Annotated in this window: 19 protein-coding genes and 1 riboswitch; of the genes, 13 read left to right on the forward strand and 6 right to left on the reverse strand. The window is 37.6% G+C overall.

Annotation, left to right across the window (positions count from 1 at the left end; genetic code table 11):
• The first annotated feature begins 196 nt into the window (after positions 1–196).
• The 3 genes from ACIQ2D_RS11395 (at position 197) to ACIQ2D_RS11405 (ending at position 4259) form a co-directional block, all read left to right on the forward strand.
• Positions 197–1363, forward strand: coding sequence for an alanine dehydrogenase (locus ACIQ2D_RS11395; RefSeq protein WP_402863982.1), 1167 nt, complete (start codon positions 197–199; stop codon positions 1361–1363).
• A 21-nt stretch (positions 1364–1384) separates the two neighbouring features.
• A complete protein-coding gene (locus tag ACIQ2D_RS11400) occupies positions 1385–2767 on the forward strand; it encodes a sodium/glutamate symporter (RefSeq protein WP_402863985.1) in 1383 nt (460 codons plus the stop codon).
• A 316-nt stretch (positions 2768–3083) separates the two neighbouring features.
• Entirely contained in the window at positions 3084–4259 is a 1176-nt protein-coding gene (locus ACIQ2D_RS11405; RefSeq protein WP_402863988.1) for a DUF4272 domain-containing protein, read from the forward strand.
• 49 nt (positions 4260–4308) lie between these two features.
• Here ACIQ2D_RS11405 and ACIQ2D_RS11410 read toward each other — a convergent pair whose 3' ends face one another.
• The 4 genes from ACIQ2D_RS11410 to ACIQ2D_RS11425 form a co-directional block, all read right to left on the reverse strand.
• Positions 4309–4662: a hypothetical protein gene (locus ACIQ2D_RS11410; protein ID WP_402863991.1), complete on the reverse strand. Its 354-nt coding sequence runs from the start codon at positions 4660–4662 to the stop codon at positions 4309–4311.
• 20 nt (positions 4663–4682) lie between these two features.
• A complete protein-coding gene (locus tag ACIQ2D_RS11415; protein WP_402863994.1) occupies positions 4683–5366 on the reverse strand; it encodes a DUF2225 domain-containing protein in 684 nt (227 codons plus the stop codon).
• A gap of 558 nt (positions 5367–5924) precedes the next feature.
• Positions 5925–6662, reverse strand: coding sequence for a cyclase family protein (locus ACIQ2D_RS11420; RefSeq protein WP_402863997.1), 738 nt, complete (start codon positions 6660–6662; stop codon positions 5925–5927).
• Between the two features lie 91 nt (positions 6663–6753).
• A riboswitch (SAM riboswitch) is annotated at positions 6754–6855 on the reverse strand.
• 114 nt (positions 6856–6969) lie between these two features.
• Positions 6970–7371 (reverse strand): YuzC family spore coat inner layer protein, encoded by a 402-nt coding sequence (locus ACIQ2D_RS11425; protein ID WP_402864000.1) that lies wholly within the window; start codon positions 7369–7371, stop codon positions 6970–6972.
• Between the two features lie 197 nt (positions 7372–7568).
• Here ACIQ2D_RS11425 and ACIQ2D_RS11430 point away from each other — a divergent pair, with 197 nt between their 5' ends.
• Positions 7569–8201 (forward strand): 50S ribosomal protein L25/general stress protein Ctc, encoded by a 633-nt coding sequence (locus ACIQ2D_RS11430; RefSeq protein ID WP_402864003.1) that lies wholly within the window; start codon positions 7569–7571, stop codon positions 8199–8201.
• A 54-nt stretch (positions 8202–8255) separates the two neighbouring features.
• Here ACIQ2D_RS11430 and ACIQ2D_RS11435 read toward each other — a convergent pair whose 3' ends face one another.
• Complete coding sequence (locus ACIQ2D_RS11435) at positions 8256–9449, reverse strand: MFS transporter (RefSeq protein ID WP_402864006.1); 1194 nt, start codon at positions 9447–9449, stop codon at positions 8256–8258.
• A 110-nt stretch (positions 9450–9559) separates the two neighbouring features.
• Between ACIQ2D_RS11435 and ACIQ2D_RS11440 the strand changes: the two genes are divergently transcribed.
• The gene (locus tag ACIQ2D_RS11440) at positions 9560–9943 is read left to right on the forward strand and encodes a winged helix-turn-helix transcriptional regulator (protein WP_402864009.1); all 384 of its coding nucleotides are present in this window, start codon (positions 9560–9562) and stop codon (positions 9941–9943) included.
• A gap of 67 nt (positions 9944–10010) precedes the next feature.
• Here ACIQ2D_RS11440 and ACIQ2D_RS11445 read toward each other — a convergent pair whose 3' ends face one another.
• The gene (locus ACIQ2D_RS11445; RefSeq protein ID WP_402864012.1) at positions 10011–10856 is read right to left on the reverse strand and encodes an aldo/keto reductase; all 846 of its coding nucleotides are present in this window, start codon (positions 10854–10856) and stop codon (positions 10011–10013) included.
• A gap of 626 nt (positions 10857–11482) precedes the next feature.
• Here ACIQ2D_RS11445 and ACIQ2D_RS11450 point away from each other — a divergent pair.
• The 8 genes from ACIQ2D_RS11450 (at position 11483) to ACIQ2D_RS11485 (ending at position 21439) form a co-directional block, all read left to right on the forward strand.
• On the forward strand, positions 11483–12151 hold the full coding sequence (locus ACIQ2D_RS11450) for a response regulator transcription factor (protein ID WP_402864015.1): 669 nt from the start codon (positions 11483–11485) through the stop codon (positions 12149–12151).
• Positions 12148–13530, forward strand: coding sequence for a sensor histidine kinase (locus tag ACIQ2D_RS11455; RefSeq protein WP_402864018.1), 1383 nt, complete (start codon positions 12148–12150; stop codon positions 13528–13530). The genes ACIQ2D_RS11450 and ACIQ2D_RS11455 overlap by 4 nt, the downstream gene beginning before the upstream one ends.
• Before the next feature lie 95 nt (positions 13531–13625).
• Positions 13626–14537, forward strand: a complete 912-nt coding sequence (locus tag ACIQ2D_RS11460; RefSeq protein WP_402864021.1) for an ABC transporter ATP-binding protein — start codon at positions 13626–13628, stop codon at positions 14535–14537.
• Positions 14534–15244, forward strand: coding sequence for an ABC transporter permease (locus ACIQ2D_RS11465; RefSeq protein WP_402864024.1), 711 nt, complete (start codon positions 14534–14536; stop codon positions 15242–15244). The genes ACIQ2D_RS11460 and ACIQ2D_RS11465 overlap by 4 nt, the downstream gene beginning before the upstream one ends.
• Complete coding sequence (locus tag ACIQ2D_RS11470) at positions 15244–15972, forward strand: ABC transporter permease (protein ID WP_402864026.1); 729 nt, start codon at positions 15244–15246, stop codon at positions 15970–15972. The genes ACIQ2D_RS11465 and ACIQ2D_RS11470 overlap by 1 nt, the downstream gene beginning before the upstream one ends.
• 20 nt (positions 15973–15992) lie before the next feature.
• Positions 15993–17258, forward strand: coding sequence for an erythromycin esterase family protein (locus tag ACIQ2D_RS11475; protein ID WP_402864029.1), 1266 nt, complete (start codon positions 15993–15995; stop codon positions 17256–17258).
• A gap of 343 nt (positions 17259–17601) precedes the next feature.
• Positions 17602–18528 (forward strand): PhzF family phenazine biosynthesis protein, encoded by a 927-nt coding sequence (locus tag ACIQ2D_RS11480; RefSeq protein WP_402864032.1) that lies wholly within the window; start codon positions 17602–17604, stop codon positions 18526–18528.
• Between the two features lie 268 nt (positions 18529–18796).
• Positions 18797–21439, forward strand: a complete 2643-nt coding sequence (locus ACIQ2D_RS11485) for a cation-translocating P-type ATPase (RefSeq protein ID WP_402864035.1) — start codon at positions 18797–18799, stop codon at positions 21437–21439.
• The last annotated feature ends 10 nt before the right edge of the window (positions 21440–21449 follow it).

Here is a 21449-nt window from a genome sequence, read left to right on the forward strand (position 1 = left end):
AATATGAATCTATTGAACTTTAAAATTAAAACTTTATGCTAGAATAAGAATTAAACATTTTAGCAAGTGAGGAATAAAGTGGTGACACCTTGGCGTTAAGTAACGAGGTGTAAATCAAGATTATATTCAGAAAAACACTGCTGGTGTTAACTGAGTAAGGTGTTGTTAAACACATGAAAACTGAGGAGGAAAGAAAATGATTTTTGGTGTATTGAAAGACATAAAAGTGGGCGAGTTCCGTGTAATCGCAACGCCGTTAGAAGTAGGGACTATTATAAGTGATGGTCATACGGTTCTTGTGCAAAAAGATGCTGGAGTCTTGGCTGGATTTAGTAATGAAGCATATGAAGAGCAAGGTGCAGAAATTGTAGAAACATTAGAGGAAATGTACGAACGATGCGACTTTTTAGCTAAGGTCAAAGAAATTGAAGAAGTTGAGTACAAATTACTGAGAGAAGATCAAATTATCTACACATGCATCCATCCAGCAGCTCATGAAGAACAGGTCCAAGCTATTCTAGACAGCAAATGTATTGCATTTACTGCAGAAGATTCACATAGATTTGGCTCAGTAAACTGTGAAGCTGCAGGTAAACAAGGAGCTTTAATGGGCTTACAAGCAATGCTCACAATTAATGGAGGTAAAGGGAAATTTGTAAGTGGATTAGCTGGAGCACCTGGCATGAAGGTCCTTATTCTCGGCGGAGGTATAGTCGGAAAATCTTCATTACAAGTACTACATTCTTTAGGGGCTTGGTGTACCGTTATGGACATAAATATCGGAACATTAAGAGAAATCGGACAGATATACAATGAAAAGGTAAACACTCAACTATCAACGAAACAAAATATTAAACAATTGCTTCCGGAAATTGATATGGTCATAAATTGTGTGAAATGGCCAAAAGGAAGTAAGGACTATTTAATCGATCGAGATATGCTTAACCTAATGGAAAAAGGGTCAGTCATTGTGGATATTAGCAATGATACTGAAGGGGCGATTGAATCCTTCCGTGAAACTACTCATGATAATCCAACTTATATTGAAAATGGTGTTGTTCACTATTGTGTAGGCAATATTCCTGGCGCTATTGCAAATTCAACATCTGTAGCATATGCAGCTTCGGTATTAGGCCACCTTAGATCTATTCTAAATTCAGGTGTCACGAAAGCTTGTATAAAAGATGGGTTTTTAAGAAGAAGTCTAACAGCTTATAAAGGGTATCTGACACATGAAGAAACGAGTGCTATTCAAAATAGAGCGTGGGTAAAACCAGAAGATATTCTTGGTATTACACAAGAGAGATTGGACGTTGCTCCACCTGCTACAGTTACAAAATCAGATAATTTTTTAACACTTTAATTAGATAAAGGGGATTGGTCTATGACGTTCTATACACTATTGGTAGATTTTACGCTCGCCAGTATACTTATCTTTATAAGTATGTTTATGCGATCGAAAATTAAATTTTTTCAAAGGAACTTTATTCCGGCTAGTTTAATGGCTGGTTTCTTAGGTTTAGCATTGGGGCCTGGATTCTTGAATCTCCTACCTTTTTCAGGAGATATCGGTTCTTATGCAGGAGTCATCATCATTTTTGTATTTGCTTCGGTAGGGATTAATGGATTTTCATTCTCCCCAGGGAATATGAAGAAAGATCTTAATAGAATGGGGGCATATGCCTCATACAAAATATTGATTATGAGTGTGCTCATTTTCGTTCCAGTGGTTTTCTCAATAATAGTCATTTCTAAATGGGTTCCTGATATTAACTATGGTTTTGGGTTATTATTGGCAGCGGGATTCTATGGTGGTCACGGAACAGCAGCCGCAGTAGGGTCAACTTTTGAGAATTTAGGTTTTGCAGCCGCAACAGATCTAGGTATGACATCAGCCACTATTGGTATTTTAACAGGTATATTTGGCGGACTCATATTTATAAAAATGGCTACAAAAAAAGGATACACACACTATGTGAAAGACTTCTCCGAAATTTCAGAGGACATGAGAACGGGTTTAATAAAACCTGCTAATCGAGTTTCTATGGGAACGGAGACAATTTCGCCGATAGCACTTGATCCACTAGCTTTTCATGTTGCGCTTTTACTGATTCCATCCGGGTTAGGATATTTGCTAAATACATATATCGCAAACACTTGGGGGCTAGACTTCCCAACATTTACAATATCGTTCATCGTCGCGTTAGTCATGTATGCAACTATGGGGCGGGGAAAAACAGGAGTCTATAAATATGTAGACGAAAATGTGGTAAATCGGTTAGGTAGTTCGGCTACTGATTATCTTGTATTCTTTGGGATTGCTTCTATAAAGCTACCGGTTATTATTGAATACGCACTTCCACTAGGATTATTAATGCTTTCAGGTATTATCATTGTCGTACTTCTGTTATGGGTAGTCGGACCAGCCATGAACTATGAAAGTTGGTTTGAACGTTCAATATTTGTTTATGGATATGCAACAGGCGTCTTTGCGATTGGTCTAACTCTATTAAGAGTAATAGATCCAGAGAATAAATCTAAGACACTTACAGATACGGCTATTGTTGGCCCGCTGAATACGCCGATTGAGTTATTTGCATGGTCTGCGGGTCCAGCCATGCTGCTTGGCGGACAACATTGGTCATTTGTAGGTATTTATGCAGCCATTTCGATTATATGTATTGTCATCTCTATTAAGTTTAAATGGTGGTATTGGAAAGTGCCTTTAGGGGATAGACCAGATGCCTCTGCACCCAATAGTGAGTGATGATGCAGAAGAGTATCAATACCGTTGAAATTCCCGCTTTAATAAGGTAAAGAAATCACTAGAATTGCACAGAAGTAATTTATAGAAGGGTTACCATCAATAATTAAACGTTGTAAGATTAAAATGACGGCTTTCTTTTGTTAAAGGAAGGCCGTCTTTTTTATACTTCCGTCAATTCTCCCCTGGCTATTGCTCACTTTTCCGTCATTTGTGACTAGCTTAATTTATGGTAATATTTAGTTGGTATAATCGTTAATGCAAGATAACTAATAGAACTTTAAGATTTCAAATAACGTGCTGCGAAGGAGAGATGAGTTTGAAGTATTTCACGGTATACGCTTCTAAGAACGATACTGATGATATTGGAAATGGGATTATAGATGTTTTCACAAAAGGTTTTCGAATCAGGAGAAATGAAAATGAATATTTTATTCAATCTAAGACGCTTTTCAACAAATCTAAAATTACAATAAGGATTATTTCAGAAGATACAGATCCAGATTACTTCGACAAAAATATTCCTGGGATGATGGGGTATTATGATGAAATTCCTTTTGAAGATGAGAATCTTAAAGGGTTGGTGTTGACACAAATATCCGTTTTAAATACGATGATTGCTATCGAAATGGAGAAAGAAATTAATGAAGAACAGATGCAGTTATTTACTAGCCTGCTAGCACAAATAGGTGGAATTGGCTTTTTACCAAACGGTACTTTGCTAGATCAAGATGGTCTTGTTATTGTTTATCCTGATGGGAAATCAGGACCTGCCAAATTCAGACCGCATGGTTGTACAAGAAAGATAATGGGACATGAAGTTACGTCTGAAGAAGGCGAACAAAGAAAGAATAAGACAATTGTTTATTTAAATGAAAAGGGAATTTCATTTATTAATTCACTACCTCAGCTTCCACCTTTAGCGCATTATCAGTTTAGAACACAGGAAGATATAGCAAGAAGAGCTGTTGCGTTATTAATTGTTATCCAATATGCGTGCGATGTGGTGCAAGGGGGAGATATACATGAATCCAAAGACTTCTTCATGAATATGCTGCAGAGATATGGTGTGGACGAATACCTGACCAACAAAGAAAGAGATTTTTTCCATACAGAAGAACCGAATAGGCAAGAAGCGGTCGATATTTCTTGGCAATATGAAGCATACTGGGTACTTATTTGGGCATTGGGTCTTGTTGATACACTCGATTTTCCTGACGATGTTTGCGACTGTGAGTATGCAATCAAAGTTGTTTCAAGCTGTGAGTCGTTCGAACATTTTTATGTCAAAACTTCGATGCGAAACAAGGCGGAGATTATGGATGAAGCAGACAAAATTTATAGATTGCACTGGGCTTGTGTAAATAGTCGAATACATGAACAAGAAGCACCTGCAGGTATGAATGAAAGTATCATCATTGAAAGACGTAGGGGATTATTCTGGATGATGGGGCACCTTGATGAAGAATGGGATCATATTTCAATGGATACCTAACTGAAGATGACAAAAAGGGCACTTAGCATAAAGGGTGCCCTTCCTTTTATTATTTATAGTGATATGTGCTTGGTTGTCGGTCTCTTCGTTGAATTTGTTTAAACCATGCTTGATCTTTTTCTTCTTGTTTTAATGTATTGACGATGGAGGATGAACAGCTAACACAGGTTCTAGCTTGCGTAATTTTGCCACATCGTTCGCACGGGGCACCAATATTGGGGAAAATAGTGTTTTTTAGTTTTCCTGCTTTCACCCATTTATAAAGCAAGTCGGAAGAAACGCCTGTTAATTCAACGACTTCATCATTTGATAAGTTACGATTGTTTTTTCTTAGTAAAAAATGAAGTAATTCCGAAAAAATATCTTCTTCTCTCGCATCTAGTTTTTTCCCAAACAGCTGCATTCTACTTCGCTCCCCGCCTTTTAATTGATGGTTTCGGTGATATTGATAGGGTTCTCGTCATACTTATAATTTTCCCAACGATTACGGGCTAATTTCCTGTATTTATTTGAAACGCTTCGATCCGAGATTAAGCGGGAGAATCCCTTCTTTGCATCTTTTATATCTCCAAGACGAAGACTCAACTCTGCATTTAAAAATTGAATTCGCTCCTCGCCTTCTTGATTGGTAGCAAAAGACTTGCTGTAAAATTCCCTTGCAGACTGTAAGTAGCGCATTTCAGCTTCAGGGTCATTTTTTAATCGATAGAGCCACGCTATTTTCAAAGCTAGGTTTGCCATTAGAAGAGGCTCTTCCATCGAAGATTTTGACACAAGATAGGCTAGCTTGTAGCTAACAATCGCATCATCTATCGTGCGCTCCTGGCAAATGTTCACCGGTTTTTGGAGCTCTTTAATGTACAATTCATTAATCAGTAGCATGAATGGCCCATAGGTTCTTGTCATGGACTTATGATAGGCATAGCCACAATGAGGACAGACAGCTACTTCATATAATAATGGATTCAAACCTTCATAGACTGGCATGAAATCGGTATGTTCTTCAATGATCTTATAGCGATTAGGACGTACTTTGTATGTTGTAAAATGCTTCTTGCAAAATTTGCAATCTACATTACTTTCGTAATAGTAAATGTTAAATCCCATAAGAACCAACTCCTTTACATCGGGTTAATTATCGTTCCTTTTGTTCTAGTAATACTCTGTATGTAATAATTCAATATATTTAATCAATGTTCTCTTATTCTATCAATTATATGTAATTTGGTATACTCCTTTGGAATTATTAATACAATACCTGCTACTTTCTCATATTGTTTTTAAGAGCAAAGATTACTAAATTTGTCTTACAACGGCATCTGTAGTTGGTGGAGGATTTGATAGTAGTTAATTAAATTAAGTGCAAAAGTTGCTCTATATAAGCAACTTTATGGTGTTATTCAAACCAATCCAGATAGGTGTCGACTATTGAACGCTGTAGTATAAAATGACCACTTGTGAATTGTATGTGAATAATATTATGCCAACTTACATTTTTTCAAAGTGTAACGTTGGAATTGAAAGTGTTACTCGGAGCTATTAGCGTATTTTTATGAAGTGATAGAAAAATGTTATAGAGTAACTAGAGAAGGGCTATCAAAGTCATTAAAAATGATTTTGATAGCCCCTTTTTATTTTAGTATTTTACATTTTTAAAACATATAATCAAGGCAAAATAGCAAATGAACGTACAGGGAACCCAGATGCTTTTTCGGGTTTCGGAACAATATTAAAAATAATTGCACCCTTTGGTGGTAGCTTATCCAAGTTCGTCATGAGCTCGATTTGATATGTATCTTGGTCGAGTACAAAATATTCACCATCTAACTTGCCGTTTTTACGAAAATCAGCTGCTGAATCAGTGTCGAATGTTTCATGACCTATAGCATTTACTTTTCGTTTTTCAAATAGAAACTTTAACGCTTCAAATCCCCAACCAGGTATATGATTATTTCCATCCTCATCTTTATTGTTGAAAGCTTCTTTATCAGGCCATCGTTTACTCCAATCCGTACGAAGTGCAACAAATGTCCCAGCTTCAATTCTTCCGTATTTTTCCTCAAAGTCAAGAATATCTTGCACACTTAACGAAAGGTCATTATTGGATTCTGCTTCCTTGGATTTATCAATAACGACAAGTGGTAGGACAAGCTCTTTCAGTTCTAATTCATCCAAGTAGCGTGTATCTCGAACGAAGTGAATGGGTGGATCGATATGTGTTCCGTATTGTCCAGGAAAAGTGAATTGTTGTGCAAAAAATCCATCTTCATGTGAGAATAACGTCTCAAATTTTGCATCGTCAAACATAAAAAAGTGTGGCGAATCTTGTCCAAATGTGTGTGTTAAATCGACCCATTCTTTTGATTTCAATAGTTGAAGTGCTTGTAAAAGATCATTTGTCATAATGTGTTTCCTGCTTTCCTAATATTTTAGATAAAAAAAGAGAACCCAATTTGTAAAAGAGGGCCCTCGTGCATACTAACTGAAGTTATTCCTCTCATCTTTAAGGTGATTTTCACCGATTGGAATTAGCAACATGCTAGAGCTGGTTGCTGAGACTTCATAGGGACAACCCATCCGTCTCTCTTGATAAGAATATAAGTGTGTGAATTTTCGGAAATATATTACAGCCACTTTATCATATTAAATAGAAGTTTACAAGTTCAATAGGGATACTCTGTTAATTGATGTATCCACTACTTTTTTTGATTCACCAATCTAATATTAATGTCAGTCCACAACAAGCATGTTCAGTAAAACGAATTTGAATGCCATCTGGTGTGAATTTTGTGTCGAACTTAATAGTAATACCAGTTGAGGTAATTAATCTGTCAACTTCTGCTTTATTTGAAAGTTGTGCAGCACTCATGAGATTGTGGGCGAACTGTTCTGAATCTGCAATTTTACTTGTTAGCAACTGAGATTGTTGCATTATGGCCTGCATACTTTTCGCTGAAATCTTTAATTGACGCGTGTTTACAGGTGGAAATGAATTATTATTTGTCGGCATTGCCAATTGACTAGGGAATTGAGCGAGAGACGAATGATTTGCCATTACCCACATCGGATAATGATTTGAGTAGGAATAATAGGGATAGTAATTGTAATACAATAAAATTCCTCCAATTCAATAGCTGATATTATATCTTATGAATTGTTCTGCTTTTAGGTGTAGCGTGTGATTTTTGGTTTGAACTCGAATGTGCAGCTACTTTTGAACAACGATTTAGTCAATGATTTAGGTATAAAAACTGGTGTAACGGGCAAAACCTTTTATGTGATGAGTTTCCATGGAAGGGGAGAATGATAATGAGTTCAGTATTAACTGCAAAAAAACGTAATGCAGGCCCTCAATCGACTTTAACTAAGCTTAGAAAAAGTGGTGATATTCCTGGTGTCGTTTATGGCTATCAATTGGCATCTACTGCAATTTCACTGGATGCAAGAGCGTTTGCTAAAGTGTTAGCGAAAACGGGGACTAATGGTGTATTTCAATTAGAGGTTGATGGGAAGAAAGTGAATGCTGTACTAAATGAACTGCAGCGTTGTGCGTTAAAGGGCAATATAAAGCATTTAGATTTTAAATCCATCAATATGACAGAAGAGTTGGAAGTCGATCTCCCTGTGACACTAGTAGGGGATGCAATCGGCGTGGCAGATGGTGGTTTTCTTTTACAGCCACATCGAGAGGTTAGAGTGAAGGTGAAACCATCAGATATACCAGAAGCACTAGAAATCGATGTGTCGAATGTGGCGATTGGTACTTCACTGTATGTCGCAGATATTCGAAATAAATTCCCGTTTGAAATTTTAAATGAGGATGACTATACATTGGTTGCAATTACACCACCACCTGCTGAAAATAAACAAGAAGAAACAGTAGATGGAACGCCTGAAGTGATTGAAGCAACAGGAAAAAATCCTTCTGGACAAGAAGAATAATCTAAACAAATAGGCTACGTCATAGGTCAATGCTTTGACTTATGACGTAGTTTTTTAATAGCTGTCTTTTTGTTTGTTTTCGAAAATTATCCATATTAATGTGACGATCGCTGCAAGCATGACCATTAGGAAGCCATAAATGGGTGTATGTTTTAATGATTGATATTGTACAACCAATCCACCTACGTAAGATCCTAGAAAAATTCCGATATTGAAGGCAGAAATATTTAACGCTGAAGCCATCGTAGTAGCTGTGGGTACATATTTTTCAGATAGCTGAACGGCATAGAGTTGTAAGCCGGGTACACTCATAAACATGAATAGCCCCATAAGTAAAACCATAACTAGACCAACAATCTGAGATTCTAATGAAAAGTTAATGCCTAGTAGTGCTAGAGCAAGACTGATAAAGATGAAGAATAATGCGCGTAAAGGATTATTATTTGCAAGGCGTCCTCCTACAGTATTTCCTATTGCTACACAAATCCCGTAGACGACTAAAATAACTACGATTGCTTGAGGGGAGTATCCCATGTGTTTTTCTAAAATGGGAGATACATATGTGTATACGACAAATACGCCGCCGTAACCGATTGCTGTAATGAAAAGAATTAACAGCATTCGTACATTACCCAAAACTTTACCCATATCACGTATCGAAATTGGATTACTCTTTGATAGATTACTTGGCACGAGTAATGCATTGCTTATTAAACCAATTATGCCGATGATTACGATGAAAACAAATGACATACGCCAGTCTGTTACTTGACCGATGAAAGTCCCTAATGGAACGCCGGTCACAGTTGCCAAAGTCAAACCTGTAAACATAAATGCAATGGCACTTGCGCGTTTATTTGGTGCTACGACATCAGCGGCAATGACAGCGGCAATCGACATAAATACACCATGTGCTAAAGCTGAAATAATACGACCTATTAGTAGTAACGAGAACGTAGGTGCCATAGCAACCCATAAGTTACCGACGATAAAAAGTGCCATGACGAGTAATAGAACCTTTTTACGATCAATTCGAGACGTTAAAACTGTTAAAAGTGGTGCTCCAATTGTTACACCTAATGCATAGATTGATACGGTTAAGCCTGCAGTACTTAATGAGATACCGAAGTCATTTGTAATGAGCGGGAGTAGCCCCACACTTATAAATTCTGTAGAACCAATACCAAAGGAACTGATCGCTAGAGCGAGGAGTGTTAGTTTGGCATTTGGTGTTGTTGATTTTGTCATAATATTGAGCACTCCTTTGATATTTTAAATAGGGTGTAGTATTATTCATACGTACTAAAGAAGCATGTAGGGTACTTTTAGTTACTTTTGAATAATACAGGGGGTTCACGATGAAGAAAGTTTATAATATTGGTGTTGAAGCCACGCTTGAAGTAATCGGTGGGAAATGGAAGCCTATTATTCTATGTCATCTCAATCACCATGGCCAGATACGTACGAATGAGTTTCGTCGATTAATTCCTGGTATTTCACAAAAAATGTTGACGAGTCAATTGCGAGAATTAGAGCAATGTGGATTAATCAATCGTAAAGTGTTCAATCAAGTACCACCCAAGGTTGAATATTCATTAACACCGTATGGACATGAACTGGAGCCCGTGCTTAACTTACTTTGCACGTGGGGTGAAAACCATATCGAAAAATTAATTGATAATGGTGAAGATGTTCTTCTAATGCAACGTGATGAGGATATTGCTGTTATGCAACCATCTTAATATAAGTGAAAAAGTCTTAAGGTAGATACCTTAAGGCTTTTTCTACTTGTGTTGTTATGAAGTTCTATTACAGTACGAAGTCAAATTCTGCTGGGTCTGGACCAACACGTTTGTCTAGGTTCATGGCATTCATTACTTCCATTTCTTCATTAGTAAGGCTGAAGTCAAAGATGTCTGCATTTTGAATCATACGTTCTTTACGTACTGACTTAGGAATTGTGACAACACCATTTTGAATATCCCAGCGTAAAATAACTTGTGCATTTGATTTGCCGTATTTTTTTGCGATTTTCGCAATCGTTTGATCTTCAAGAAGTCCACCTTGCATTAATGGCGCCCAAGCTTCTAATTGAATATTGTGCTCTTGGCAGAATGAACGTAACGCTATTTGTTGTAAACGTGGGTGGAATTCTACTTGGTTAATAACTGGTGTTACGCTAGCTGTTTTTAATAAGTCTTGTAAGTGAGATATGTTGAAGTTGCATACACCGATTGCTTTGATTTTGCCCTCTTTGTATAGATCCTCAAGTGCTCTCCATGATTCTGCATATTTATTTTTACCTGGCCAGTGAATGAGGTATAAATCCAAGTAATCTAGTCCTAATTTTTGTAGGCTTTCTTCATAAGCTGCTACTGTTTCGGCATAGCTTAGACCAGTATTCCATACTTTAGATGTGATGAATAAATCCTCACGTTTTAAACCAGTAGATGCTAGTGCTAGTTTAATGCCCTCACCAACACCTGTTTCGTTACCGTAAATAGCAGCAGTATCAATGCTACGGTAGCCAACCTCAATCGCATTTTTTACGATTTCTGCTGTTGCATCGTTTTCCACTTGGAATACACCAAGGCCAAACCCTGGCATTTCTACTCCATTATTTAATTTGATTGTATCTTGTAAACTATTAATCATTATTTTGTCCTCCAGTTGAGTCGGTATTTCATTGCTTTTTTATTATGTAGCCTTGCATGCATTAAAAAAAGTACGCACTTTTTGGTTTCATAGAAACGTAGAGGTTCCTATTGTGTCGTATCAACTGTTGAGCGCTTTGACTTTTTTATAATTTGTTTGCTGAAGATAAGTGGATGAAGTCATTCGATTCAAAGCTACCTACTATGAATTCCTTGAAGATTAGTAAGATCTTATATAAGCACTGGGTATATTTATTTGAAAATTTGATAGATGAACAAGTAAAAAGAATAGTTTTTTATCCTAATCTGGGGGCGACATTTGGGAAAAGGGTATAACAATATAAGAATGCTCGCTGATTGAAGTGGAGGCTGGGCGACTCCTGGGGGATAAGTGTTAAGGAACGAAGGCTAAAAGCGTCACGTCCTGTGACAACGCCTTCGTGACCAACATCCTGTTGCCCTGAAGCGGCTTATCAGATGACCCCCCTGGAAAGCGCCCAGCCGGAACGGAAATCAACCCCAAGGTATGGTGATGCCTCAGAGTATTAATTGATTGGTAATTTCAGTAAATGTATACTGGTACAGAATGAGTATTTCAAATGACTTGAAAATAGGAGATGATTGCAGTTGTTTCGTATTTTATACATAGAAGATGAAAAAGAAATTGGGCAATGGGTGACGAAGGAGCTAACAGAAAGAGGATTTGAGGTTAGGTGGTTAGAGTCTGGCGAAGGAGTTGAGAAGTACATAGGATTTGCCGATGTTGTCATTTTGGATGTTATGCTGCCTGGATTAGATGGCTTTTCTATCGGGAAAAGAATCAAGAGAGAAAATAGTGAATTACCGATTTTAATGCTTTCCGCACGCACAGCGGTAGAAGACAAAATTGAGGGGCTAAACTTTGCAGATGATTATTTAACAAAACCTTTCCATCCGGATGAACTAGTAGCGCGTGTGGAAGTATTACTAAGGCGATATCAAAAGAATGATGATGTATTAGAGCTTCAGCACCTAAAAATACATACTAAAGAGTTGCGAGTAATAAATAGTAATGACAGTGAGGAAATCCAATTAACGGGTAAGCAGTTTTATTTATTTCAATATTTTATTCGTCATTTAAATCAAATACTAACAAAGGAACAACTCTATGAAGGGGTTTGGGGAGAAGCTTACATAGAAGGCGATAAAACTTTGATGGTGCATGTCCGGTATTTGCGAGAAAAAATAGAATTAAATCCAGCCAAGCCGCTGATTATTGAAACGATTCGTGGCATTGGTTATAGGGTAAAGCTATGAAATTTTTCCGATCATTATTAGCGAAGTATATGCTTATTATTTTACTGGCAATGTCTATTGTTCAAATAGCGTACTTTATTCTTGCTGTATTTGTGTTGGGGATTGCTAAAACTGAGGAAAGTATTAATAAAAATCAATATGGCGAACACTTCAATGAAAATGTGCTTGAGGAACAATGGCATGCCGAAGCAAATAAAATAAAAGCTATCGAACTTGAAGTAATAGATCAACTTTTTGAAGATTGGCAGGAAAAATATCCTGAGGCCTCAATGTTTTGGGTCAGTGAAGATGGAACGTTATTAACGAGTGTTAATATTAAAGAGGAATTACCATTAGAGTGGTCACCAGCATTTACGACTAAGTTTATCAAAGAGCGATATGACGGAGATCCTTTTACCGTTATTGCATTTCTAGGTGATGATGAAACGAATGGTTTTATTGTTTTTGAAATTCCTAGATCGGAATTGAATCCTCCACTTATAAATGTATATCAGCAATACGGCACGATTGTATTTTACGGTGTTATTGTGGTTATTTTGTTTTTTGTTAGTGTATCCTATTTATTTTTTAGAGGGATTCGAAAGCGTTTATTAAAGCTACAGGATGCGATGGAAATACGTGATGTAGACGGGCTACCTATCGAAATGTATGTGAAAAAGAAGGATGAGATTGGGCAGCTTGAACAAAGCTTTAATCGCATGGTATGTGAGCTTAGGGAAAGTAAAAATCGTGAGCAGAAGGAAGAACAATTGCGGAGGGAATTAATCGCTAACCTATCTCATGATTTACGCACCCCTTTAACAAAAGTACGGGCGCAAACCTATTCCATTAGTAAAGAGGAATTATCCGATGACGGAAAACATGCTGTTAAAGCTCTAGAAACGTCGATTGTTAATATTGATGGATTGATGGAAAATTTATTGTCGTATACGTTACTAATGGCTAGTAAATATAAATTTGAACCGAAGGAAATCAATGTACTTAGATTTGTAAGAGAGCACATGACTACGTGGTATCCTGTTTTTGAAAAAGAAGGCTTTGCAATAGATGTAGAGTTAGACTCATTTGAGGAGAATAAATGGCTAGTTGATCCGCTTTGGTTAGGGCGCATATTTGATAATTTCTTTCAAAATGTATTGCGCCATGCGAGTGGTGGGCAATACATTGGCGTTAAAACAGAGTCGACAGAGCACTATGATGCATTCGTCATTTCGGATTGCGGAAAAGGAATGAACAATGAATCCAATGCAAAAGGTGCAGGCATTGGTTTATCAATAGTGGATATCATGGTAAAGGGTATGGAGCTAGATTGGGATATCACTTCAAGTGAATCCGGCACTATTATTAAAATTATACGACGTAAGAAGCTGTCCGAATGATTTTTCGGACAGCTTCTTTTTTTAAACAAAATTTAAACTTCGTACACACCTGCTTTTAAACTTGGTTCGTTATGCTAGATAAAGAGGTGATAGAAATGGAATATATTGTGCAAACAGAAAACTTATCAAAAAGCTTTGGTAAAGAGCGGGCTGTAGCGGGCTTGGATTTGAAAATCCGTAAAGGGGAGATATACGGATTTTTAGGACCAAATGGCGCAGGAAAGACAACGACAATCCGTATGTTATTAGGATTGATGAAACCAACATCTGGTAAGATAAAAATTTTTCAAAAGGATGTAATGAAGGAACGAATCGAAATATTATCAAAAATTGGTTCCTTAGTTGAAAATCCATCCTATTATCCGCATTTAACGGCCTATGAAAATTTAGAAGCTCTGAGAAAAATTTTAGGGGTGCCCAAATCGCGCATTGATGAAGTGTTAGCAATTGTTCGCTTAACAGAGGCAGCCAATAAAAAAGTCAAAGGATTTTCGCTTGGCATGAAGCAACGTCTAGGAATTGCCGCTTCTCTTTTACACAATCCAGAGTTATTAATTTTAGATGAACCAACAAATGGACTTGATCCATCTGGGATTATTGAAATTCGAAATTTAATTAAACGACTACCTTCTGAATACGGGATGACGGTTGTTATTTCTAGTCATTTGTTGTCAGAAATCGATCAAATGGCGACAACAGTTGGCATCGTTTCGAAAGGGAAACTGATTTTTCAAGACTCAATTGACGCAATGCGTATGCATGCACAGCCAAAAGTTATATTCAAGGTGAATAAGAGTGAGCAAGCGTGGCGTTCGTTAGTAGCAAATGGCATAAAGGCAGAATGTAAAGAAGGGCAAATTGTATTGGATGAATGCTCCGATGAAAAAGTAGCACAAATCGTTCAGATCCTTGTGCAGGAGGGCTTTTCAGTTTATCGCGTGGAAGAAGAAAAACAGTCCTTGGAGGATATATTCCTACAAATGACAGCGGGAGTGCAAGCGATATGATGGGCAAACTGTTGACTGCTGATTTTTTGAAAATTAAACGAAAAGGATTATGGTTTTTAACAGCGTTAGGCCCTTTTGGTGTAGTAGCGCTACAAACGGTCAATTACGGTATAAGAAAAGACTATTTGTTACAGCAAAGTGAGGATGATTGGGGATATTATTTAGGCAATGTACATTCTTTTACGCCACTTGCGCTGATCTTAGGGATTGCCATATTAACATCCTTCATAGCAAGTATTGAAGATGAAACAAATGCATGGAAGCAATTAATTGCTTTACCTGTATCTAAATTGGCAGTGTATTTATCAAAATTTACAGTGCTCACAATATTATTATTTGTATCTTCCTCGCTATTACTGATTTTTACACTTACTTATGGAGTGTTTTTAGATTTAGGAGAGAACATTCCTTATATGGAGCTAATCAAGTTTAGTTATTATCCATTTTTAGCATCATTACCAGTATTGGCATTACAGCTTTGGATTGCGACTGTTAGTCAAAATCAAGCAATTCCAATTACTGTTGGGGTCTTTGGTGTGATTTTTGCCTTTTCGGCTTATAGTTTGCCAGATTGGATGATTTGGAAGTGGCCATCATTAATGAATGAATGGAATGAGCCAATCATCAATGTTGCGCTTGGTATAGGTGTAGGGGTTCTATTATATATCGTTGGAATGTTAGATTTCACGAGAAGGGATGTGAAATAATGCGCGCTATACTTCACTCTGAATGGTATAAATTAAGAAAATCTAAAATGATACCGATTATTTTTGCAGGGCCGTTGATTGGTCTATTTATAGGATTAGCGTCTAGTTTCGATGATGATTTTGGTATGAATAAATGGTTTATCGTATTACTTTCGATGAATTTAATATATGCTTTATTATTTTTGCCACTTATTTCAGGTGTCTTTTCTAGCCTCATTTGTAGATATGAGCATCAAGCAGGGGGATGGAAACAACTATTAGCATTGCCTGTTACAAGAGGGAAAGTATTTGCTGCAAAGTATATATTAATCATGTTACTTGTCATGGCAATGCAATTACTATATTTAAGTTCTATATATGCGGTAGGTATGATAAAAGGTTATACAGACCCTTTTCCAATGGAAATTGTTTTGAAAAGCATCTTAGGGGGATGGGTGGCGACATTGCCATTAGTTGCTTTGCAATTGTGGATGTCTGTGATGTTTAAGAGCTTTGCTGCTCCATTTGCTGTAAATGTAATTTTCACTTTACCATCCATATTAGTAGCGAATTCTAAACAATTTGGCCCTTATTATCCGTGGGTGCAACCGTTTTTTATGATGAATACAGGAGGAAGTACTGAGGATGTATTTTTTATACCATGGGATCAATTATTAACAGTTGTAGGTGGTAGTTTTGTGTTGTTTTTCATTGGAGGGTATTTGTATTTCCAAAGAAAAGCAGTTTAACTTTTTGAGGAGGATGTAAAATGACTTTGTTGAAAAAGAATTGGTGTATAACCGCAGCAATGGCCCTTTCTGTTTTCCTAGCAGGGTGTGGAAGTGGAGAAGCGGTAGAGAATGTAGCTCAATATACATCGACAATAGAAAATATTGATATTCCTATTGATGTCAAAGTCATTGGCTTTGGAGAAGCGACACATGGGAATATTGAATTTCAGGCATTGAAAAAAGATTTATTTCAAGCATTAGTCGTGAATGAAAATGTTCGTGTCTTCGTTTTAGAGGGGGATTTTGGTGGTGCACAGCAAATTAATCAGTTTATCTCAACTGGCTCCGGCACAGCCAAAGAAGCTGTAAATGCTCTTGATTATAAAATTTATAGAACAGAGCAGATGATAGAGCTTGTGCAATGGATGCATGATTATAACATGACAGTAGATGAGAGTGAGAAGGTATATTTTTACGGCAACGATATGCAGCGTTATGACTACAGTAAAAAAGGATTGCTGGATTATTATGAAGAAGTGAACAGCGATATTGCAAAAGAATATGCAACACAGTTGGCGCATGTTTCCAATGAGACAATGCGTGAATTAACAAACGGCCAGCTGAAAGAACTCGATGAAACAATCGATACGATTATTTCGGATTTACAGTCAAATAGAACAGCGTATATCACACTATCGTCGGAAGATACTTTTGCTTTTGCTTCACAATACGCACAAATCATGAAGCAACGTACACAGCTGTTTTTAAATGATAGTGACTATGCCGATTTGCGGGATCAATATTTAGCAAACAACCTGGAGTGGATTGTTGATTTTGAAGCGGCGCGTGGGCACGATAAAGTGCTCATCTCTGCACATAATGGGCATATTGAAAAAACTTCTGCAACGTTAGCAGGTAACAAAGTAATGGGAGAGTATTTAGATGAGCTCTACGGTGAGGCATATTTTGCGATTGGAACGGACTTTATCGATAATACATTCCAAGCGTTAAACGCCAGTTCCGATAAACGTGAAAACTATACACTGGAGCATCATGATGATTTAGTAGATGCTTTTAGTGGCGTAGAGGAAAATATTTTTTATGTAGATTTTGAGAAAGCTAGTGAATCAAAAGAGTTAGCAGCTATTCTCTCAACTGAACAGAAAATGGCGAATATAGGCGATGATTTTCGTCCTTGGTATAAGTTATCGAAGATGTTTTATACGATTAAAATGACACCCAAAGAATCTTATGATGGCATAATAATTGTGAAAGAGGCGACACCAACAACTGTCATTGAATAATTTTTGCACGTATTTACAGATTAGTCGTACCCTCTTTACGTGTTTTGCTCGAACTTTATTAATAGTTTGATTAACTATAATTCTTCATCCAAGTAAATTACTTAGGGTGGAGAATTTTTTTATGACCTTATGTTACTGTCGGGAGTTATTTAAGATACAATTATTGTAATATTTTGGTTTATCACTAAAAGTCGGGGATGACATTTAATTAAAGTACTTATTGATTTTAAAATGCATGTTGATTGGAGTGGAGGCTGGACGCCCCCCGGAAAGCGCCCAGCCGGAACGGAAATCAACCCCAAGTTATGGTGATTAGCTAATATTTTTGAAGTGGGGGAATTTTATGAAGAAGTATCATTATACTTTAGTAGATGTATTTACGACCGTTTCATTTGGAGGCAATCAACTTGCTGTTTTTGAAGATGCAGAAGGTCTTACTACAGAAATGATGCAAGTACTTGCGAACGAATTGAATTTATCTGAAACTGCTTTTGTATTTTCAACAAATGACCTTCATAAGACGAAAAAGGTGCGGATTTTCACACCAAAGTTAGAGCTTCCTATGGCTGGGCATCCGACAATAGGAACAGCATACGTTTTAGCAGCTAATGGAACTGTTAAAACAGAGGAAGGTCGTAATGATTGGATTTTTAAAGAAGGTGTTGGTGACATTCCGCTAACTGTGTATAAAGAGGGAAATATAATTACTAAAGTTGAGATGGAACAGCCAATAGCAGAGTTTGGCGGAAGATTTACGGATGTGGAGGCAGCCGCACAACTTTTATCAATTTCTAAAGAGGATATTGATGCAACACTCCCGATGCAAACTGTTTCGTCAGGTGTACCGTTTTTCTTTATTCCGATTCGTTCGTTGGAAGCGATGAAAAAGATTCGTTTACGCACAGATATTTGGCAGGAGCGTTTTAGTGTGACTCCAGGTCGTCAGCATATTTTCGCCTTTACGACAGAAACAGTTGAGGTAACTTCGCATGTACATAGCCGTATGTTTGCACCTGCCATGGGTATTGCGGAAGATCCAGCTACAGGAGGGGCTAGTGGGCCACTAGGAGCGTATCTCATTGAATATGGAGTCATACCAAATACAGAGGAAGGCATATATCATATTCGTGGGGAGCAAGGATTTGAAATGGGGCGCCAAAGCTATATCGACATGACCATAAAGAAAGCTCGAAATACAATTCAACAAATAAAGGTTGGCGGGTCTGCAAGAATCATTGGATCGGGTCAAATTTATATATATGAAGAATGATGAATAAATTTAAACATAACACTACTGGCGTAGAAAGGGCAGATTTTTGCTGATTTCTACGCTTTTTAGCTTCTATAGAAGGAGAAACAAAAAATTCGTCAAATAAAGTTATTAAAGAGGTTTTAAAGTGATTTAAAAATGAGAATAGTTATAGGATGGATAGGTTTTTTTAGAGGATATCCAAAGAGTGAAGAACATGGATTTTTTACAACTTGGTATCAATTCATTATGATTTTCAACGAGAATGGCATAAGCGAGGAGGAATGAAATGGATTTTTATCAACATAGCAAAGAAGATGTTTTAGAAGCGGTCAACTCCAACGAAAAGGGCTTATCAAGTGAGGAAGTGCAATTACGGTTAGAGCGGGACGGCTACAATGAAATAGAAGATCAAGCAAAAGTACCTACCTGGAAGCTCTTTATAGAGACATTTAAAGATCCGATGGTGATTGTTTTACTAATAGCAGCGGGTATCCAAATTGTACTCGGTGAGATGGTAGAGTCATTAATCATTTTTATTGTGATACTCATTAATTCCGTGATTAGTGTTGTGCAAACTAGGAAAGCGGAAAGCTCGTTAGATGCATTGCGAGATATGTCTGCACCAGCGGCAAAAGTAATCCGTAATGGAACGAAACAGACAATAGCAGCAAGGGAACTCGTACAAGGGGATATTGTATTCCTGGAAGCTGGAGATTATGTTCCTGCTGATGGACGTGTGATAGAGAGCGGATCGTTAAAAGTCAATGAAGGCATGTTAACAGGTGAGTCTGAAGCTGTAGAAAAATCTATTGGAGCCATTCATGGTGAAGTAGCTCTGGGTGATCGGCGCAATATGGTATTTAGTAGCTCGTTGGTCGTTTATGGGCGTGGTACCTTTGTTGTTACTGGTACTGCAGAAAAAACAGAGGTTGGGAAAATTGCCGATTTACTATCAACTGCTGAGCAAAAGGAAACACCACTTCAACGAAAGTTAAATGACTTCAGTAAAAAGCTTGGTATCGCTATTCTACTGCTTTGTATCGTCATTTTTGCTGTGCAGGCTGCTAGAATTTGGTTTGGTGACAGTGATGACAATACAACGACGGCACTACTGGATGCACTAATGTTTTCTGTAGCCGTTGCAGTAGCGGCGATACCAGAGGCATTACAATCAATCGTAACCATCGTATTATCAGTTGGGACTAATAAAATGGCGAAACAGCACGCGATTATTAGAAAGCTCCCGGCTGTCGAAACATTAGGCTCAACAAGCATAATCTGCACCGACAAAACGGGTACACTTACACAAAACAAAATGACTGTGACGGATCATTTTTTACTTTCTGAAAAAAATGAACGGTTGCCAGATAGCCCAGATGATTGGGATGAATCTGAGCGATTGCTTGTTCTGATAGCGGCACTCTGTAATGATTCCTACATCAATATAGAGGGGCAGGAAGTAGGCGATCCGACAGAAGTTGCATTGATCAACTTTGTGAATAAGCATGCTCTTGAATATGGGCATCTACGTGCAATGTATGAGCGAGTATCGGAAATTCCTTTCGACTCGGATCGTAAACTCATGTCAACACTACATATTGTTGATAGGGTCAATATGATACTGACGAAGGGTGGCCCTGATGTGATGTTCAACCGTGTGAGCCATGTGTTGGTAAACGGGGAAGAACAGCCAATGACTGATGATTTACTAGGACGCTTTACGTATGCAAATGAAAGTTTCTCTAATCAGGCGTTAAGGGTTTTAGCTTTTGGATATAAGCGTTTACCAGAAGGAAAAACGCATATTGACCATGGTGATGAATATGATCTTGTATTAGTGGGTTTAACGGCTATGATAGACCCGCCTAGAGAAGCGGTATATAGCTCTATAGAGAAAGCGAAACAAGCTGGTATTCGCACGATTATGATTACTGGTGACCATAAAACAACAGCACAAGCGATTGGTCGAGATATTGGACTAATGGAGAAAGATGATATTGCAGTTACCGGTCAAGAACTGGATGCACTGTCTGAAGAAGAGCTGAATGAAAAATTAGAAAAAATCTCTGTCTATGCACGTGTATCACCTGAAAATAAAATTCGTATCGTACGAGCATGGCAGAACAAAGATGAAGTTACAGCGATGACAGGTGATGGTGTCAATGACGCGCCGGCGTTGAAACAGGCCGATATTGGTATTGCCATGGGAACAGGTACCGACGTTGCCAAGGATTCCGCTGCTATGATATTAACGGACGACAACTTCGTATCAATTGTGGATGCCGTTCAAGTTGGTAGAACCGTGTTCGATAACATTAAAAAGGCAATTGGTTATTTGTTTGCAGGAAATTTAGGGGCTATTATTGCTATTCTGTACGCAGTCACTTTCAATTTACCAAATCCATTTACTGCATTGCAGCTACTATTTATTAACCTTGTAAATGATTCGTTACCGGCAATTGCCTTAGGGCTAGAAAAGCCAGAGCCAAATGTTATGCAAAAGAAACCTCGAGCAATGGATGAGGGGATTTTTGCAGGGGGAACGATGAAAGCAGTACTGACACGTGGATTGTTAATTGGGATTGCTGTTATAATTTCATTTTATATCGGCTTATCGCATTCGGATGAGATGGGTATAGCAATGGCATTTACGACGCTGATTTTATCGAGAACATTACAAACTTTTGTTGCACGTTCTAATACACAGACATCAATAAGTTTTGGGTTCTTCAGCAATAAATATGTCATTGGAGCGGTTGTATTAGGTTTCGTGCTGTATGGTATTACTATCTTACCATTCGCGCGTGATGTGTTTAATATCCCTGTAGAATTTGGTATGACGGATTGGCTAATTGCAACAGGGCTTGCTCTAGGATCTGTTATTCTAATGGAGATCGTTAAAGTAATCCAACATAGAAATGTTCAATAAATAAAGGACT

Origin of the sequence: Lysinibacillus sp. NPDC097287, from assembly GCF_044761695.1 — a bacterium.
Lineage (GTDB): Bacteria > Bacillota > Bacilli > Bacillales_A > Planococcaceae > Lysinibacillus.

Excerpts from the sequence above, each read along its gene's own strand:
- ACIQ2D_RS11395 (WP_402863982.1), top strand. The coding sequence starts at position 197 with ATGATTTTTGGTGTATTGAAAGACATAAAAGTGGGCGAGTTCCGTGTA.
- ACIQ2D_RS11455 (WP_402864018.1), top strand. The coding sequence starts at position 12,148 with ATGAAATTTTTCCGATCATTATTAGCGAAGTATATGCTTATTATTTTA.
- ACIQ2D_RS11435 (WP_402864006.1), bottom strand. The coding sequence starts at position 9,449 with ATGACAAAATCAACAACACCAAATGCCAAACTAACACTCCTCGCTCTA.
- ACIQ2D_RS11485 (WP_402864035.1), top strand. The coding sequence starts at position 18,797 with ATGGATTTTTATCAACATAGCAAAGAAGATGTTTTAGAAGCGGTCAAC.
- ACIQ2D_RS11465 (WP_402864024.1), top strand. The coding sequence starts at position 14,534 with ATGATGGGCAAACTGTTGACTGCTGATTTTTTGAAAATTAAACGAAAA.
- ACIQ2D_RS11480 (WP_402864032.1), top strand. The coding sequence starts at position 17,602 with ATGAAGAAGTATCATTATACTTTAGTAGATGTATTTACGACCGTTTCA.
- ACIQ2D_RS11440 (WP_402864009.1), top strand. The coding sequence starts at position 9,560 with ATGAAGAAAGTTTATAATATTGGTGTTGAAGCCACGCTTGAAGTAATC.
- ACIQ2D_RS11475 (WP_402864029.1), top strand. The coding sequence starts at position 15,993 with ATGACTTTGTTGAAAAAGAATTGGTGTATAACCGCAGCAATGGCCCTT.
- ACIQ2D_RS11460 (WP_402864021.1), top strand. The coding sequence starts at position 13,626 with ATGGAATATATTGTGCAAACAGAAAACTTATCAAAAAGCTTTGGTAAA.
- ACIQ2D_RS11430 (WP_402864003.1), top strand. The coding sequence starts at position 7,569 with ATGAGTTCAGTATTAACTGCAAAAAAACGTAATGCAGGCCCTCAATCG.
- ACIQ2D_RS11410 (WP_402863991.1), bottom strand. The coding sequence starts at position 4,662 with ATGCAGCTGTTTGGGAAAAAACTAGATGCGAGAGAAGAAGATATTTTT.
- ACIQ2D_RS11400 (WP_402863985.1), top strand. The coding sequence starts at position 1,385 with ATGACGTTCTATACACTATTGGTAGATTTTACGCTCGCCAGTATACTT.
- ACIQ2D_RS11470 (WP_402864026.1), top strand. The coding sequence starts at position 15,244 with ATGCGCGCTATACTTCACTCTGAATGGTATAAATTAAGAAAATCTAAA.
- ACIQ2D_RS11445 (WP_402864012.1), bottom strand. The coding sequence starts at position 10,856 with ATGATTAATAGTTTACAAGATACAATCAAATTAAATAATGGAGTAGAA.
- ACIQ2D_RS11415 (WP_402863994.1), bottom strand. The coding sequence starts at position 5,366 with ATGGGATTTAACATTTACTATTACGAAAGTAATGTAGATTGCAAATTT.
- ACIQ2D_RS11420 (WP_402863997.1), bottom strand. The coding sequence starts at position 6,662 with ATGACAAATGATCTTTTACAAGCACTTCAACTATTGAAATCAAAAGAA.